Consider the following 17,614-nt stretch of genomic DNA (forward strand, 5'->3'; position numbering starts at 1 on the left):
AAATGAACTTGTTTCCGGAAAATTAGATTGGTTGGAATTGCATCAAAAAGAACGAATACAAAAGATAATTCTTTCTGATAAATATTTGATTACAGCGAGTAAAGATAAAATTATTGTATTTGATGCCCATTTACATCAGCTTTATTCTATTAATACTGATACGAATAAAAAAATTTCGGATGTTGTTGTCAGAGGGAAGTCATTGATTGTCGGATTTATTGAAGGAGGATGCAAAATCTATGATATGTCTACGATGAAATGTTCTACTCTGAAAGAAGTTACAGAACAGACTTCTGTTGTTACTTTATATCTTGGTAGCCAAGATATCTGGTGGATAGGAACCGATGGGCAAGGAATTATGCAGTTATTGCCTTATCAGTCCTTATTTTATAGAGTTGTGACAGAAAATCCCGTACGGTGCTTTTGTGAAGATGACAAGGGGAATATTATAGTGGGTACTAAAGGAAGTGGAATAAAATTGTTTGATGTACAGAAAAAATCACTATTCAATTTCCTGGACGAGAGTAATGGTTTACCTTCCATGTCTGTTTATGCATTAAAGAAAAATCATTATGGTGATATTTTCATTGGAACGGAAGGTAAAGGGATAGGAGTGCTCCAAATAGGAAAGAAGGAAGTGAAAATGTTGGATATTCCGGCTAAATATCCTTATTTCCGTTCTGTTTATAGCTTATACTTTACAAATAATGATTCATTATTATGGGTCGGAACATCAGGATATGGATTAATACGGATAAATATCCGGAAAGAAAATGGAGGGTATAAAGTACTGGGACTTAAACAATATATATCATCTAATACGAATAATCCATTGAATAATGATATTGTTTATGCTATAACAGCTAATACTTCCGGACGTTATGTCTGGTTCGGTACACGAGGTGGTGGACTCAATCGAGTGGATATTATCGAAGATAAAATACAACCCTTGGAGGAGCTTTATTCTAATATTCATTTGACAAATAATGACGTACTATGTTTGTCACAAGATCGGGATGAAATATGGATTGGAACAAGTTATGGTTTGAATAAGCTGAATGTTGGTAATAATCCATTTGTTATGCAATATGCCGAGCAATTGGTAAACAAAACTGTTCATGGTATTTTGAAAGATAAAAAAGGAAATATTTGGGCAGGTACCGCTCAAGGTCTGATTCATTTAGAGGTTAATACAAATAAGATAGAAGATTATACTTTCAATGACGGATTACATAATGATGAGTTCGCAGATGGTGCTTATTTTCGTGACAGTAATAATCAGTTGTATTTTGGAGGAGTAAATGGCTTTAGTTACTTTACTCCGGATGATATTCATTTGCGTGACTTTAATCCTTTGTTGATTTTGGAAAGCATAAAGATTTTCAATACGCCACAGGATGTAAACTCTCGTATCAAGGATGGTGTTTTACGGTTGGATTACGACGAAAAGGCTTTTACTTTGACCTTTCTAACGAAGGATTTTATAAAAAACGGAAATTGTGAATATGCCTATCGCTTCTGTGATCGCTCTCCCAATTGGATTTATATGGGGAATAATCCAAATCTTAGCTTTGGGCAACTTCAACCAGGAGTATATCATTTGGAAGTAAAAACTACAAATGGTGATAAGGTCTGGGGAACCAATGTTTATCAGTTGACAATCAAAGTAGGTTATCCGTGGTGGCTTAAAACTCCTGCTTTGCTTGTTTATACTGTAATATGTATTATAATTATTTATATAACTAAACGGATTATAGTAGGGCGAATTCGTTTGAGTAAGCAAATCTTGATAGCTCGTGTAGAAACTGCACATGAACAGAAAATGTATGAATCGAAATTGAACTTTTTTACTAATGTAGCCCATGAATTCTTTACTCCGCTGACATTGATTTATACACCTGTACAATATTTATTAGAGAAAAAGGACTTGTCTGATGACTCGAGGAAATATTTGAATATCATTAAGGATAATGCGGAAAGAATGCAGCGACTTATTCGGGAATTGATGGATTTCCGTAAGGCTGGCGTTAGAAATCTCGATATTTGTCCGGAGCAGATTGATATTAAAGAATTGATAGATTCTGTTGCAAGTAATTATGTTGATATCCTTAAGGAAAATAAAATCAATTTCCATATTGAGAATCGTTGTTCTTTGAATTTATATTCCGATCGTAATTCTTTGGAAAAAATTTTCTTTAATTTACTTTCTAATGCATTTAAATATACTCCACGTTTGGGAATTATACAAATTTATGCAGAACAGAACAATGATTCCTCATTGAAGTTTGTTATTCGTAATTCTGGGAAGGGATTAACGGATAAGCAAATGAATGAGATTTTTGATCGTTATAAAATCTTTGATGCTCCGTATACAGAGAATTCTGTAAGTAATGGGATTGGACTTAATCTTACTAAGCAGTTGGTTGAGATATTAGAAGGAACAATAAAGGTAAGTAGTGTTTTAGGCAAATATGTGGAATTTGAAGTATTTATTCCTCCTCTTAGTCCTGATAAGGGCACTGTTTTAACTAATAAAGAGGTTGATGTTCATTCTTCTCATCATGAAGATAATGAAGTTTCTTATAGTCAAACCCCGACAGTATTAATTATTGAAGACGATGAGCATTTACGTCATTTATTATGTGATATATTAAAGGATTATATATTGGAAGAAGCCTGTGATGGAAAGGAGGCATTGATGAAGGTAAAGCAGAATCATCCTGATATTATTTTAACGGATATGATTATGGAGCCAATGGATGGATTGACATTTATTCGTTCTTTAAAGTCTGATCCTCATACAAGTTATATACCTATAATTGTCGTGTCTGGAAAGGGTACTGTTGAAGATCAGGTTAAGGCTTGTAATTATGGAGCGGATGTTTATTTGACAAAACCTTTCCATCCTTTGCAGGTCGTTTCTACCGTGGAAAATTTATTGTCACGTCAACAGTCTTTAAAGGACTATTTTAATTCAAGCCTTTCTGCCGTTAAAATAAAGGATGGGCGTGTTTTGCATCCTGATGATGAGAAACTTCTGGAAGATGTCTCTAACTTAGTTGCAGAACATATAGATGAAGAAGAATTAACTCCTGTTTGGGTTGCTGAAAAACTGGGTATGAGTAAAGCCTCTTTATATCGTAAGTTTAAAGAAATCTTGGATAAGACTCCGGGTGAATTTATACGAAGTATTCGGTTAGAACATGCGGCTAAATTATTACGGACTACTCAATTAACTGTGAGCGAAATTATGTTTCGTTGTGGGTTCTCTAATAAATCGTATTTCTACCGTGAGTTTCTTAGACAATATGGATATTCACCTAAAGATTATCGAAACCGGGAAAATGGAAAATAATTTAAGTTCGAGTTCCTGACTTTTAGAGAAGGGCGAACTTGAATTATGTTTATAAGTTTGATAACAGTCGGGATACTGTTTCACGGTCTGTGTTTAATTGAGTGATCAGATGTTCCAGACTATCAAATTTTTGTTCTTCACGGATAAAATCAATAAATTCTATCCGCATGTGATGACGGTAAATATTTCCTGAGAAGTTGAGAATATGTACTTCGATGCTTAAATCAGAACCATTGTCAACGGTTGGACGATGTCCGATATTTAGCATGCCGGCATAACGTACTTCGTCAATATACGCATATACAGCATATACGCCTTCTTTGGGAATGAGCTTGTCAGGACAAGAGGGGAGGAGATTGGCGGTTGGAAAGCCTAACTTACGCCCTACCTTATATCCGTCTACAACAGTGCCGTCCAGATAATAGCGATAGCCCAGATAATGATTGGCATGTTGTATATCACCTTCTTTTAAAGCCTTGCGTATGACAGACGAGCTGATGGATACTCCGTCTTCTACTAATGCCTGTGCACGAACGACTTCCATGTCCAACTCTTTTCCATACTGACAATAATCATTGAAACCTTCGCTACGGTTATGCCCGAATCGGTGATCGTAGCCGATAACCAGTACACGGACATTAAAGCGCTCTCTGAGCAATTGCATAAATTCGCGGGCTGAGAGTAGGGACAGCTCTTGAGTAAATGGAAGCATGATACAATAATCGGCTTCCGTTTGTTGTATAAGATATGTTTTTTGCGGCAGACAAGTAAGCCATTGAGGGCGATAACTGCTTTGCATGACCTGACGTGGGTGTACGGGAAAGGTTATGAGCGCACTATGGAAGTTCCTTTGGCGGGCTTCTCTACAAACCTGTTCGATAAGGAAACGATGGCCACGGTGTAGTCCGTCGAAGCAACCGATAGTTGCCACGCAAGGTGAAAGTATTTGCTTAATCTCGTCTGTTATAATCTTCATGTAGAAATTTATTTAAATAAATCACCGAGATTTGTTCCCGGTATGTAGTGAGCAGCCTGCATGCCCGTTGAGGCTGCTGCCAGACAATTCGTTTCTGCGTCGTCTATGAACAATGTTTCTGCTGGTTGAAGGCTGGCTTCTTGTAAAACCCTTTGGAAAATAGCAGGATCGGGTTTTGACAGGTGCATGCGATACGACAGGAAAATACGCTCAAAGTACATTGTATAGTCTTTACCGTTACGGCAGAATGCATTCTTGTAACCATATTCCCAGTGAAGTTCGTTCGTATTGCTTAATAAGAATAGACGATAATGCTTACTCAACTCGGTGAGCAACTGGAGCTTTTCTTCAGGAATAGTAAGCAACTCCATATTCCACATACGGTCTATATCCTCATCCGTAAGCGGTTTATTGATATGTTTACGTATAGCCTCACGAAATTCGGGCGTGCTTATTTCCCCGCACTCATAATCGCGGAAGAAGCCCAGCTCGTTAGTGCCTGTCAGCAGGTCACGCACATTGACTGCTCCCGCCTGTTCGAAGGCGCTGATACACCCTTCCAGATTCAGGTCTATCAGTACGCCTCCCCAGTCGAAGATGATATTTTTTATTTGTTCATTCATTTTATAACCAATGTTTGTCGCATCGATTTATTTGCTGCTTAAACGTTTGATGCCTCTCCATATTTCTCCAATCCATAGAACGAATGAGGTTCCTCCTATGATATACAACCATTCATTCAGGGGAAGAGGTTCGGTACGGAAAACCTTACCACCAAAACTTACAATCAGAATCTGTCCGACAAGAATAATCAGTGCAACGCCCAGCATGCCTAATGCGTGTCCTGCATCTTTAAAGAATGAATGGTTCGTACCGAAAACACTTGCATTGAACAGGTTCCAGAACTGAAGCATCACGAATATGGTGAAGAATACAGTAAGATGATGTGTATCCATCCCTTCTGGAAGATTCTTGAAGTAAACCAGCAATCCCATCAGGATAGCAAGGAATCCCAAACCTACTCCGAAAATATTGTTACGCATGGCTGGAGTAATGATGAAATCGGTGCGGCGGCGTGGCTTTTCGTTCATCACATCCATACTTGGTGCAATCGAGGCAAGAGCCATTGCTGCAAAAGTATCCATGATCAGGTTCACCCAAAGCATCTGTGTAACGGTAAGCGGTAACTCTGTTCCGAAGAAGGCACCCAGCAGGACACTCAGTAAGGCTACCACATTAATGGTAAGCTGGAATACGATAAAGCGCTGTATGTTTTTATACAATGAACGTCCCCACATGACAGCAGTTGCAATGCTATTGAATGAATCATCCAACAAGGTAATATCGCTTGCCTCTTTGGCTACAGAAGTTCCGGTACCCATCGACAAGCCAACTTGTGCGTGGTTCAGGGCAGGTGCGTCGTTTGTTCCATCACCGGTAACGGCTACGACGGCTCCTTTTTGCTGTAATAATTGTACCAGACGCTGTTTATCCATCGGACGGGCACGACTCATTACTTTCAGGTCGAGTACACGGTCGAGGGCTTCTTCGTCACTCAATGCTGCAAATTCTACCCCTGTGATGCGGTTACGTTCTGTATCTTCCGGAGTCCAAAGTCCGATCTGACGAGCAATCTCCGTTGCTGTTCCCGGAGTATCACCTGTTACAATCTTGACTCCGATACCTGCCGACTGACATTTCTTTACGGCATCGGGTACATCTGGACGAATCGGGTCGCTGATGGCAAAGATGCCTAAGAAAGTCATGCCTCCTTCACCAACCAACTCAGCGCAGTCGTCGGAAGCGTTTTCCGGGACAACTTTGTAGGCTATACCCAGTGTACGCATAGCCTTATTCTGGTAGGCAAGCAATTGTTCGTTGTATTTGTCAATTTGTGCTTTATCCAGATTACATTTACTCATGACAATTTCGGGAGCTCCCTTGATATAGAGTATCCGTTTTTTCTGAATCGGTGAGTCGACCAGCGTAGCCATGTATTTACGTTCGGTAGAGAAAGTCAGTTGGTTGACCACTTTAGCCCCTTCACGCAGTTTCATGTAATTCTGTCCTTTACCGTTCAACCAAAGCAAAAGAGCTATTTCGGTAGGATTTCCTACGCCCGATGGTTTTTCACCTTCAGCCTTTTCTTCAAGGAATGCAGTTGAGTTAGCTGCTATACCTTCTGCTACTAGGTCAGGTTGGCTTTCATCTACCTGAGCTTCGTATACCTGCATCAGGTTCTGAGTAAGTGTTCCTGTTTTATCGGTACAGATAACTGTGATGGCACCCATTGTTTCGCAAGCATGCATCTTTCTAACCAGGTTATTGGTTTTTAGCATACGTCGCATGTTCAGAGCAAGGCTGAGGGTTACACTCATCGGCAATCCTTCAGGTACTGCTACAACAATTAAGGTGACGGCCATCATGAAGTATTTCAATACGATACGTGCTATCTCCAGCCACTGATGCCAGTCGGTTACTTCTGTTACAGTAAGATACTGGTATAAATCTTTAGTGGTAAAAACGATAAAAGTCAGTGCGGCAATTGTAAAACCTGCCTTACCAATCAAGTTTGCCAGTTTGGTAAGCTGGATATTCAGCGGCGTCTGTTCCTGACTTTGTTCGGTAGACTGCCGTGCAACCTTACCGATTTCTGTAGCGTCACCCACGCGTTCTACACGCATAATACCATGTCCGTCGGTAATAGTTGTTCCTCGCATGACGGTGTTCGACGGATAGGTTGCCTCGTCATCGAAATGCGCTTCATCGGTAGTTTTATTTACCATTAATTCACCGGTAAGAGTCGATTCGTTGACTTGCAGTGAAACGGCTTCTACCAATGTACCGTCGGCAGGAACTTCTTCTCCAGTATTCAATACGACGATATCGCCTACTACGATGTCTTTACGAGGTATTTCCTTGATTTTTCCGTTACGGATAACGGTTACAGGTGTTTCTTCACCTACTGCATTCAGCAAATCGAATTTTTTATTGGCATCATATTCAAAATAAAATCCGATTCCTGTTGCAAGGAAGATTGCAAAGAAAATACCGATTGTTTCAGCATATTCACTTTCAATGATTGAAATAATGAGGGAGAATACCGCTGCTACCAATAGTACACGGATTACAGGATCTTGAAATTTTTCCAGATATAATTTCCAAATGGAAGGACGTTTGGGAGGAGTCAATAAGTTGATTCCATTTTTCTCACGACTTGCAATGACTTCTTGGTCGGTCAATCCAGTCAGATGAGGTTCATTTGTGCTTTGTGACATAATGCCTAGTTATTAAATGATTAAGTAGCACAAAAATACAATATATATTGATATACCTGTACAGATTAGTTTTTTTTATAAAAAAATCCTCGTAAATGTTGCAAGTTTCAGGCTAATCTATTACTTTTGCACACGGATTTAAGGGAAACTCTTAAATTGGACTTGTAGCTCAGTTGGTTAGAGCAACAGACTCATAATCTGGAGGTCCCAGGTTCAAGCCCTGGCTGGTCCACGAAGGGAAAGAGGTTGTAAACTAAATGTTTACAACCTCTTTCTTTATATTATGCCCTATTAAAACTTATCTTTTTTGGATTCTTACTTTATTCTTGGTTTAGAGTTGAAGCTATATTGCTTAAAAACAATCTGATATTTCGGATAATTTAATAGTAAATTTGTACAACCAATAGAAAAAAGAACTCCGTCTGTATGCGCAAATCCCTGCGGTTACAGACGGAGTTTTGTACAAATGCTTAAAGTTTCTGTACAAAATCTGAAAACTTTTGTACAAATTTTCAAAAAACTTCTTGATTGCTTATTTTATAAGAGCAGGTCTTCTTTTTTACCCTTCAGGCACTTTTAAGGGGAATCTGAAGGGTAAAAAGAGTAACTTTTATTTTATGGTTACAGGAGTTTCCAGTTCTTTAATGGTTAACTGACTTGAACCTCCGTTGGCCAGACCATCCATTCCATTAGGAGAGGCGTCTTTTACATAACTCTTGCCATCAGATTCGAACTGGTCGGTTCCGTTGAGCTTATAGTAAGCAGCCAGACCATCTGAGTTTGGATCGACACTCAACATATTTTGTTTGATTTGGTTTTCTGTACGTGCCACGGTCCAAAGTCTGACTTCACTCATGTAGCCATAGAACGGACGTTCGCCCCACATGAAGTTTGCAACCTTACCGATAAAGAATCCTCCACTACCTGTTGATGCCAGATCGAAGCTTGGAGTATCCCATGTAGATTCGGCGGCTTTACTACCGTTAATGTAAATAGCAGTCTTTCCTGAAGGCTGATCGTATGTAAAGGCTACGTGATACCATTTTCCTTTCTCAAATGCTTGAGTAGAGTGGTATTGTTTGCTTCCCGCAATCTGAATCCAGTCGTTATGCCCTCCTGGTAGAGCAGTATCACCGATTCGGAGAATCAAGATACCTTCATTACCCATGATGGTATTATTGCTGCCGAACTGGTTGATATAAATCAGAGCTTCGTAAGTAACAGATGTGAACATTGTACCGCTTGCCAATGGAATTCGGATATAGTTGCTTTGGAACTGAGCAACTTTTTTAATCTGCACGGGCTTGGTAATGATAAAGTAAATAATGTCACTTCCGGCAATTGCTGGAAGTGAAGACGACTGAATACGTACCGGCAACAGATAAGATTTACCTTCTTCCATATTTTCCAGGTTTGTGAACTCTATGGGAGTCTTTTCGGAATAGATGGCTCCGCTGGGAATAGTTGTCACATTGCTGCCTAACTTTACATTGGCCGCATTGAATGTTTCGTAATTGGTCCCATATTTTTGATTGTATTCCTTTACTGCATTTTGTCCTGCAATTTCATAACAAACTTCTACTGGAGAAGAATATGCTGAAGAAACTCTGGATTGCAATTCGTATGTGATAGGTTGCTCGTTCAGAGCCTCTATTGTGTGTTCTTTGCTTTCGAAGTAAACTTTTGCTTCCAGCAAATCGCTTTCACTGTCGTTACAGCTGTTCAGCAATACAGCTATAGCACAAAATGCCAAATATTTCAATAGTTGTTTCATATCTTTAGAATTTCATGATTCATATTATTCTTTACCCTGATTGGCCTTCCATTCATTGAATACCTGTTGGTTGATTTGAATTGCCTGACGCATCCATTTATAATCAGGTGTATTATCGTAGTCATTGTCGAAACGGTAGGCACCGACTCCACCCTTGTATCCTTCTGCCGGCATCCAGGCTGCTTGTCGTAATAATGCGCCACCAGAGGTTGCATAGGATTCAAAGTTTTCAGTTATAATCAGTTTTTCCGGAATGTTGCCGGGACTGTAATAATGTGGTGAGGAACTACCGTATGACTGAGTAATCCAGTAATCTACATATTCTTCCATTTCTTCTGGAAAATAGTTGAGAAGACCATCGATACAGAGTAGTTTGTGACCTTTACCTTCCGGATCACTTTTGGGACCGATGTATTTTCCCATTTCTTTTACCAACACCAGAATAGTTGTGTTATTCAGAGTACCGTCTGAATCATTAAAACCACTTCCTGGTTCCCAGTCAATATCAAAGCCATCCCAGTCGCTTACGAACAACGAGTCGCAAAGTGCTTTGGCGTAGTTTGCTATAGCTTGGTTCAGTTCATCTGTATTGCTGAAGTTGTGCGACTTGAATCCCCAAAAGTCCCAGCGTGCATATTTCTTGGCTGCATTGAGTTCTGATTCGGACCATTCTTCTTCTTCAGCTTGTTTTTCAATATCATCATAGATGTAATCGGGAGTTCTCCCTTTTCCTAAATATGACAGCAAACTTACTTCCAGCAGTTTGATTCCTTTAACTTTCTGTACGAACTCTTTGTCTCGTTTCTGAGCTTCGGTAATCTCATATCTTCCCGGAGCGCCACTCCACATGGAAATGATATCCATACTGTCGGGGACGGAAGATAAGTAACCTTTTCTCATGACGCCTGACGGAGCCCAGTTTGAGAACCAGCCGAAAGCGACCGGACGACCGTAGTTTTTGGCGGTTTCTTTATAGGCCCGCAGATTAGCGTAATATTCACTATCACCTAATGTGTTGTATCCGCCGATGTGTTCTACTTCTATATTTTCAACATCGGTACAAGAAGTCATCATCGCTCCTAATAGAGGTATGATGTATAATAATTTTTTAAGTGTTTTCATGTCTTACTGTATTAACTATAGTTTCGGTTTTTATTTGCAATCCCACCATAAATGAGTGCTAGGTAAATCTTGTCCATTGCTCAGCATCTTCACAGCATCGTTGTAAATAACCTGTCCATCTGCTGTTTGATAGAAGCTGATTGGATATACCATACGACGTATACCTCCTTCGGTTGTTACTCCTTGGCTGCTTCCTCTGTTTGCCATGACGGGATTCAGTTTGGGGTATCCGGTTCTTCTCCATTCTGTCCAGGCTTCTTGTCCGTTGGGGAAGAGAGCAATCCATTTCTGAATCATGATTTTTTCCAGTTTCTGCTCAGTACTTCCTTCAAATTTTGCAGTTGTTGTGCAAGGAGCTGCAAAACTGCAAGAGTAATTTCCCGTGACTTCATGTTTTATCGGAGTTTTGCCAGAGTTCATATAGGTATCTACTGATGAGCTTACGCCATTTTCCTGGAAAGACATCTCAATGCCTTGTTTATATAAATCTTCGGCATTTCCAAATTCACCTCCCCACACTAAAGCTGCTTCAGCTCGCAAGAAGTAGACCTCAGAAGCACGCATCCAGTAAGTAGGAGTGGAAGCTTGTATATTAGGTTTAGAGAACATCTTATATTCATCATTCTTTCCATATAAGTGACCTGCGGGAACTGCTTGATATAATTTACCATCGAAAGCTTCTTGTCCTTTTGTGCTCTTTGAGTCTACAGGTAAGAAATAGGCACTTAATCGTGGGTCTTCATATCCCATTAAGTAAGAGAACATAGATGAGCCCATACGTGATTCATCGTACTGTTCGGAGAGCCAGTAAATATTGTTTCGGAAAGTATATCCAGCTCCTGTACTCATTTGTGCTTCATCGTCTTTGGCAGTCATAACACCGATGGAATGACTTAATGCCTGTGAAACGTATTGTTTTGACAATGCTGCGTCAGCATAGCGGACACGCATTGCCAAACGGAGTAATAGAGAATTGGCATATTTCACCCATTTGGTAGAGTTTCCTGCATATACAACGTCGTATTCTTTCATTACTTCTACACCATTTTCGGCTTTTTCTGTCAGAATTGCAATGGCATCTGTCAAATCTTTGAAAATGGCTGTATAGATATCCTTTTCAGAATCGAATGGAATATTCATTGTTGCATCAGCTGCATGTGAGTAAGGCATTGGACCAAAACATTCCAGTGCTTTGTGCCATGCTGAAATCTTTAAGATTTGTGCTAAGGCAAAAACTTCCGGTGTATTATTCTTTTCGGCTGCCGCCTTCAGCTTTTTCCACGGATCGAGGGCGTTGGTATATGCACGTTTATAAGTACCGGAAATCCAACTGTCGTTCAAATAATAAGTTACGTTGCTGTTTCCACCTCCCCATGTGTTGTTCTGTCCGAAGAAGCCGCTCCAGCAGTCTGCTGACAAATGATAATCTGTTTGATATTGGTTGATTATATCTGTATCGTCGGCTTGTGTACCAACTGGAAAGACTGTACGTTCGATAGTCGTAATCAGACCACCTACAGCAACTCCGTCCATGATACCTTCTTCATCAGTCAGTTCGAACGGATTGGTGTTAATTTCCTCGTAATTGCATGATGCCAGCAGTGATACGGCAAATACACCTGCTATAAATTTATATTGGTTTATCTTTTTCATAATTAGAAGAATTGTTTTTATAGTTTAAATTTAATGCCAAAACCAAAGCTGCGTACACTTGGTTGCATGAAGTAATCATTACCTTGTCCGTAAGTACTGGTTGATGGCGTCAATTCTGGGTCAAATGGAGCTTTGCAATATAACATCCATGGGTTATTAGCGATGAAAGAAACGGTTACGTCTTTCAATACATTTGCAAACCATTTATTCGGCATGGTATAGCTGAATGTCATTTCCTGTAAACGAATGTTGGTTGCACTATACAAATAGTATCCGGAAGTTTCATAGTTTCCAGTACCAATCATCTGATAATAAGTTTTGGCATCTACTCTGCCTTGTCCTGGCAATAATGCACCTCCTGCGTCACGAGCTTCTGCCGAGCGCTTAGATACGCCGAAGCGGTCGAGAATAGCTTCTGTAGATGAAGTGACGACTCCACCAAATCGTCCGTTGATTAGGAAACTAAATCCGAATCCTTTGTATGACAAGGCATTGTTCCATCCCATGTTAAAATCTGGAGAAGTTTTTCCAAGATATACGGGCTCTCCTCTTTCCAGTCCAAATGTACCGTCGCTTTTAACTTCTACATATCCCTGACTATCTTTCTTGAAAAATGTATTAGCATAGATATCATGAATGCTTCCACCTTCTTTTAAAATAATACGACCGTTGTCTTTTAGTACTTCCGGTATATTAATAGGAGTTTCCATCAAATCTGTATGATAGTCTTTTACCATTTCTTTGATCTCATTTATATTCTTAGAGAATGTAAAGGTAGAAGAAACAGCCAAACCGTTTTTGAACTTATCATTATAACCGAAAGATGCTTCCCAGCCTCTGTTTTCTACGTTACCAGCTTGCAGATAAATCTTTTGGTAACCTGTAAATTCGGGCAAATCTCCCAAGAAAGTCTGGTTGTAGGTATTCGATTTATAATAAGTAACTTCAGCGCTGAATTTGTTCCACAAGCGCAAGCTGACTCCTACTTCGTATGATTTGGTACGTTCTGCTTTAAAGTCTGTAAACGGATAGATATATGTCGGTGACGGGATACCTCCAACGATTGGGGTTGTAACAGTGCCAGGAGTTAATCCTGAACGTGAAACCGGAGCACCAACTTCAGTATAAGAACCGCGTACTTTCAGATAAGAAATAAATTCAGGTAATTGTACCATTTCAGAAATGATGCCAGACAAACCAATTGACGGATAGAAGAATGATTCTTCATTGGTATTTACCAGACGTGAGTTCCAGTCATTACGTCCCGTTAAAGTTAAGTAAAGCATACTTTTCCATCCTAATTCAACATTGCCGAATACTGCATGATTACGAATACGACTGTCACCACCTTTTTCTGATGTACGGCCATTAGATGGATCAATATTGGAGACTGCGAATTTGTTAGGTACTTTCAATAACGTTCCTTTATAACCTCTTTCTATTGCCCAGTAGTTGGAATAACTCCATCCAAGGTTGGCAGAAATATTGAAGTCTTTGATCTGTTTGTTGATATTTACCATGAAGTCCGCATACTCCTGACGATCATTATAGTTGCTATATTCATAATGTCCTTTGGTTCCTTCAGCAAAAACCTGATCGGAAGATGCATAGATTTTACGTTCGAATTTTACGTAAGTATCATCCATTCTGTAACGAGCAGCAACATTGATCCAGTCGGTTATTTTATAAGTTAATCCTACATTGAACATGTAACGGCTCTTATTGTTGGTTGAAACATTACGGAACGCTGTCCAATATGGGTTTTGAGAAGCGTAAGTTGATTCTGCAATTGGCCAGTACTGAACAGGAATTTTGCGGCTGTCATCGAAACGTTCGAATGTCTTGATTTCTTCAAAGTTTTCTCCCCGCGGAAACAGGTATGCTGCCATAACTGGGTTCCAGTATTGACCTTGTGAAACCATATTCTTATCATCTTGTTTCACATACGATGCTCCTAAATCAAGTTGTAATTTATCATTCAGAAATGTAGACGTATTGCGGATGGTAAAGTTCAAACGGTTATATGAGTTATTGGGTACAATACCGTCAGAGTTGGTGGATGAAATAGAAGCAAATGTTTGATTCTGTTTCGTACCAGTAGTCAATGTTACTGAATTGATAAAGTTGGTTCCTGTATTAAAAAAGTCTTTTTTAGGATCATAATCAGATGGAGTCGCTAATTTTTCTCCCCAACTTTCATACATATCCTTTTTATTTCCATAAGTGTTTTGAAATTCAGGAGTCATGTATGCTTTGCTGAATTCGGTAGAAGAAGAGAATGAAAGTTGCAGTTTCCCTTCCTTACCTTTTTTAGTAGTGATAAGGATAACACCGTTTGCAGCGCTACTACCATACAGTGCAGCAGCCGACGGTCCGCTCAGTACAGAAATACTTTCAATATCTTCAGGATTGAAATCGGCAATACCTTCAGTACCGGCCTTTCCTTCTCCCATGATGCCACTGTCGGTGTTTCCCATGTTGGTATTGAATAAAGGAATACCGTCTACTACATAGAGCGCGTTGTTGTCACCTTCGATGGATTTTGCACCACGCATTACGACACGGGTTGCACCACCGACGCCACTGGCACTCTTATTGATGCTGACACCAGCTATCTTACCATTCAGCGAATTGACGAAGTTTGCATCTTTAACTCTTACAAGTTCTTCAGACTTTACTTGCTGGACATTATACGAAAGTGCCTTTTCTGCACGTTTGATACCTAACGCTGTTACAACGACTTCGTCCAGACGTTCTGTATCTTCCCGCATGGTTACATTGATAACTCCTCTATCTGCTAGGAATTCTACGGATTTATAACCTACATAAGAAAACTGCAATACGGCATCGGGACTCGATACGGTAAGAGAATAGTTACCATCGAGGTCGGTGATAGCACCATTACTGGTACCTTCTTCTTTGATTGTTGCACCAATAATTGGCTCACCATTAGCATCGACAACCTTACCTGAAATATTGCTCTGCTGTTTCTTGTCTGATTGCTTCTTTACAGGAGTAATAATGATTTTATTGCCTGAAACCTTATAAGATAGATTTTGTTTTTTAAGTTCGTTTGTTAATACACTTTTCAGTTCTTCATTTTTTACTGAAACGGAGATACCTGTTTTTCCATTTACTTCCACGTCACGATATGAAAAACGATAGGAAGTTTGTTTTTCGATAGCACTAAATAATTCTTTTACCGATGCATTATTCAGGTCAAGGCTGACTTTACCAGTCTGTGCATAACCACCAGTAAATGTAAACATACACAAAGATGCACATAAAAGGCAGATTTTACTGTGCTTTTTACTATCTTTGTGCAAATCAATGAATTGTTGTTTGATTTTCATAAGTACGTAATAAATTTAGGTTTTAAGTTCGGTTTAACTATGCGCCAACATAGTGTTACTTCTGGACTAAGCCATTTCCCCGGATGATGTGCCGATTGTCCGGGGATTCTTTCATGTTTTCATTTGTTCTTCATTGTTTTTAAGGTTAATATTGTATTTTATTCTATAGTTATAATTTCTTCGTTAATGGAATATTCAAATCCGTAATGCATTTTCAATATTCTTAGTATACTTTCTATGTTCTCATCATTGAATGTCCCTGTATATGCATCTTGCAATATATTCTGATTGCTTATTTCAAATACAACTCCAAATTTACGTTCCAGGCATCGGAAAACATCTTTCATCTTTTCATGACGGAAAGAGAGTTCTTTGGTTAGCCAGGCTGTTTCTACTTTGTTTGAAGTTTCCTCAAGGCTAAGTTGTCCTGTTAGTTTGTTGTATGTTACTTTTTGATTAGGTTTAACACTTAATGTATTATGTGTAGAGCCTTTTGTCGTAACATTAACACTTCCTTCAACAAGTGCCATTTCTACAAAATCTTTATTTTCGTATGCGTAGACATTAAATTTGGTACCAGTAACAGTTATATCCATTACATCAGTAGCTACTATAAAATGTTTTTCTGTATTCTTTTTAACTTCAAAATATCCTTCTCCCGACAAGCTGACCTTACGATCTTTATGCCCAAAATCTTGCCTGTATGTAAGGGATGATTTCGCATTCAGATGTACTAAACTTCCATCGGGTAATGTAACCAGTGAATTACCATATTCTCCCGAGTTTATTACAATATTTTGCTCGGCAAGTTCTTTCATATCTTTATTTTGTATATAATATAAAGCAGTAAGTCCGCATGCCATTATTAAAAGTATAGAGGCTGCAATTTGTAGCCAGTATTTTTTCACCTTTATTATAGGTGAAATATGTGCTTTCTTGTCCAACTTTTGGTATAAGGCTTGTATTTTGTCTTGTGGTAATGGCTTATAATCATCGAATATTTCCCATTCTTCCTCGAATGAATTTTTTAAATCAGAATCGGATAATTGATTTATTCCCGATTTCAGTTTCTTAAAGTCTTCCGGTGGAATAGTTTCGGAACGGAATTTATTTAGTAAGTTTTTTATTTCGTTTTCTATATTTGTGCTCATAAAAATATTTCCTTGTTTGTGAGTAATATCCACGAACATGGGAAATATAACATGTAAAATTATATGTTAGAAAACATAATATTAGAATTTATATAAGAAAAGTAAGAGTATAAATGAATATTGTTGGAGTTCAGTTCTGATTATTTTTAGCGCAATTGATAGTTGATTACGTACGACTTGTTCTTTTATAGATAGATGTTCTGCTATTTCTGCAACAGAGAGATTATATTCTTTGTTCAATTCAAAGATTTCACGCTGACGTGGAGAAAGGGCGTCTTTAGCTTTTTGTAGTGCTCTGCAAAACTGATCAAAATCAATATCTTTATCAGTGTCTTCTCCCGATATTCTCATATGCTCATGGTATTCTATGAATTCTTCCATAGAAGTATTGTTCAATTGTCTGCGTAGCTCTTTTATCAAGAAGTGATAAGCTATAGTAAATAAATATGCCTTGAATGATGAATCGGGATTCAGCTTTTCACGATTAGTCCATATACGACAGAAGGTTTCTTGAACAATATCATCGGTAGCATCTTCTGATTTTAAGTATTGATACACAAATCTGTACAACCTCGAAACCCACATCTTATAGAGAGTATAATAGGCTTTCTCAGAACCTGCTTTTACAGATAATAGCAATGATCTTTCTTCTATCATATTTTTTCCTGAAAAGGTAAATGAAAAACTATTTTATATTATAAATATGCAAATTTAATATTTTTTTCTCAATCAATTATGTTATGAAGCAGATGTTGCATTGCTTTGAATGAATATTTTTATACCCTGTTTTTTCTTAATTGAGTTATCTTTGAATTAGAAATATTTTCATATCTTTCTGCATCATTTAAAAGTTAAGTACATGACAAAAATTTGAATACATCGAATTTGGGTGTGTATGTCGGTCGGAAAAGCACGTTTGAGATTTCCTCAAGACCATACTTGACCAATGACT

At 38.7% G+C, this 17,614-nt stretch carries 10 protein-coding genes and 1 tRNA gene; 2 read left to right on the forward strand and 9 right to left on the reverse strand.

Annotated elements, in window-relative coordinates:
- Window positions 1-31: 31 nt before the first annotated feature.
- Window positions 32-3,355 (forward strand): hybrid sensor histidine kinase/response regulator transcription factor, encoded by a 3,324-nt coding sequence (locus ACZM60_RS12160; RefSeq protein ID WP_489521632.1) that lies wholly within the window; start codon window positions 32-34, stop codon window positions 3,353-3,355.
- A 49-nt stretch (window positions 3,356-3,404) separates the two neighbouring features.
- Here the strand turns inward: ACZM60_RS12160 and ACZM60_RS12165 are convergent, their stop codons facing one another.
- Genes ACZM60_RS12165 through ACZM60_RS12175 form a run of 3 tightly spaced genes read right to left on the reverse strand, consistent with a single transcriptional unit; the run spans window position 3,405 to window position 7,609 of the window.
- A complete protein-coding gene (locus tag ACZM60_RS12165; protein WP_489521633.1) occupies window positions 3,405-4,331 on the reverse strand; it encodes a bifunctional riboflavin kinase/FAD synthetase in 927 nt (308 codons plus the stop codon).
- 8 nt (window positions 4,332-4,339) lie between these two features.
- Window positions 4,340-4,954, reverse strand: a complete 615-nt coding sequence (locus ACZM60_RS12170) for an HAD family hydrolase (RefSeq protein ID WP_489521634.1) — start codon at window positions 4,952-4,954, stop codon at window positions 4,340-4,342.
- Between the two features lie 27 nt (window positions 4,955-4,981).
- Window positions 4,982-7,609, reverse strand: coding sequence for a calcium-translocating P-type ATPase, PMCA-type (locus ACZM60_RS12175; RefSeq protein WP_489521635.1), 2,628 nt, complete (start codon window positions 7,607-7,609; stop codon window positions 4,982-4,984).
- Between the two features lie 158 nt (window positions 7,610-7,767).
- On the opposite strand from ACZM60_RS12175, the gene ACZM60_RS12180 reads away from it, so the two are divergent.
- A tRNA-Ile gene (locus ACZM60_RS12180) sits at window positions 7,768-7,841 on the forward strand.
- A gap of 378 nt (window positions 7,842-8,219) precedes the next feature.
- Here ACZM60_RS12180 and ACZM60_RS12185 read toward each other — a convergent pair.
- The 6 genes from ACZM60_RS12185 to ACZM60_RS12210 form a co-directional block, all read right to left on the reverse strand.
- Window positions 8,220-9,383 carry a DUF1735 and LamG domain-containing protein gene (locus ACZM60_RS12185; RefSeq protein ID WP_489521636.1) on the reverse strand — a complete coding sequence of 388 codons (1,164 nt, stop codon included), beginning with the start codon at window positions 9,381-9,383 and terminating at the stop codon, window positions 8,220-8,222.
- Window positions 9,384-9,407: 24 nt separating this feature from the next.
- The gene (locus ACZM60_RS12190; protein ID WP_340318839.1) at window positions 9,408-10,505 is read right to left on the reverse strand and encodes an endo-beta-N-acetylglucosaminidase; all 1,098 of its coding nucleotides are present in this window, start codon (window positions 10,503-10,505) and stop codon (window positions 9,408-9,410) included.
- A 30-nt stretch (window positions 10,506-10,535) separates the two neighbouring features.
- Window positions 10,536-12,158 (reverse strand): RagB/SusD family nutrient uptake outer membrane protein, encoded by a 1,623-nt coding sequence (locus ACZM60_RS12195; protein WP_340318840.1) that lies wholly within the window; start codon window positions 12,156-12,158, stop codon window positions 10,536-10,538.
- 17 nt (window positions 12,159-12,175) lie between these two features.
- Complete coding sequence (locus ACZM60_RS12200; RefSeq protein ID WP_489521637.1) at window positions 12,176-15,511, reverse strand: TonB-dependent receptor; 3,336 nt, start codon at window positions 15,509-15,511, stop codon at window positions 12,176-12,178.
- A gap of 158 nt (window positions 15,512-15,669) precedes the next feature.
- Window positions 15,670-16,662 carry a FecR family protein gene (locus ACZM60_RS12205; RefSeq protein ID WP_021970939.1) on the reverse strand — a complete coding sequence of 331 codons (993 nt, stop codon included), beginning with the start codon at window positions 16,660-16,662 and terminating at the stop codon, window positions 15,670-15,672.
- An 81-nt stretch (window positions 16,663-16,743) separates the two neighbouring features.
- Complete coding sequence (locus tag ACZM60_RS12210; RefSeq protein ID WP_489521638.1) at window positions 16,744-17,319, reverse strand: RNA polymerase sigma factor; 576 nt, start codon at window positions 17,317-17,319, stop codon at window positions 16,744-16,746.
- Window positions 17,320-17,614: the final 295 nt, after the last annotated feature.

The organism is Phocaeicola sp. (assembly GCF_057861905.1).

What these genes read in the sequence shown, in the direction of transcription:
- ACZM60_RS12185 (WP_489521636.1), bottom strand. Translation starts at nt 9,383, where the DNA reads ATGAAACAACTATTGAAATATTTGGCATTTTGTGCTATAGCTGTATTG.
- ACZM60_RS12175 (WP_489521635.1), bottom strand. Translation starts at nt 7,609, where the DNA reads ATGTCACAAAGCACAAATGAACCTCATCTGACTGGATTGACCGACCAA.
- ACZM60_RS12170 (WP_489521634.1), bottom strand. Translation starts at nt 4,954, where the DNA reads ATGAATGAACAAATAAAAAATATCATCTTCGACTGGGGAGGCGTACTG.
- ACZM60_RS12165 (WP_489521633.1), bottom strand. Translation starts at nt 4,331, where the DNA reads ATGAAGATTATAACAGACGAGATTAAGCAAATACTTTCACCTTGCGTG.
- ACZM60_RS12195 (WP_340318840.1), bottom strand. Translation starts at nt 12,158, where the DNA reads ATGAAAAAGATAAACCAATATAAATTTATAGCAGGTGTATTTGCCGTA.
- ACZM60_RS12190 (WP_340318839.1), bottom strand. Translation starts at nt 10,505, where the DNA reads ATGAAAACACTTAAAAAATTATTATACATCATACCTCTATTAGGAGCG.
- ACZM60_RS12200 (WP_489521637.1), bottom strand. Translation starts at nt 15,511, where the DNA reads ATGAAAATCAAACAACAATTCATTGATTTGCACAAAGATAGTAAAAAG.
- ACZM60_RS12210 (WP_489521638.1), bottom strand. Translation starts at nt 17,319, where the DNA reads ATGATAGAAGAAAGATCATTGCTATTATCTGTAAAAGCAGGTTCTGAG.
- ACZM60_RS12205 (WP_021970939.1), bottom strand. Translation starts at nt 16,662, where the DNA reads ATGAGCACAAATATAGAAAACGAAATAAAAAACTTACTAAATAAATTC.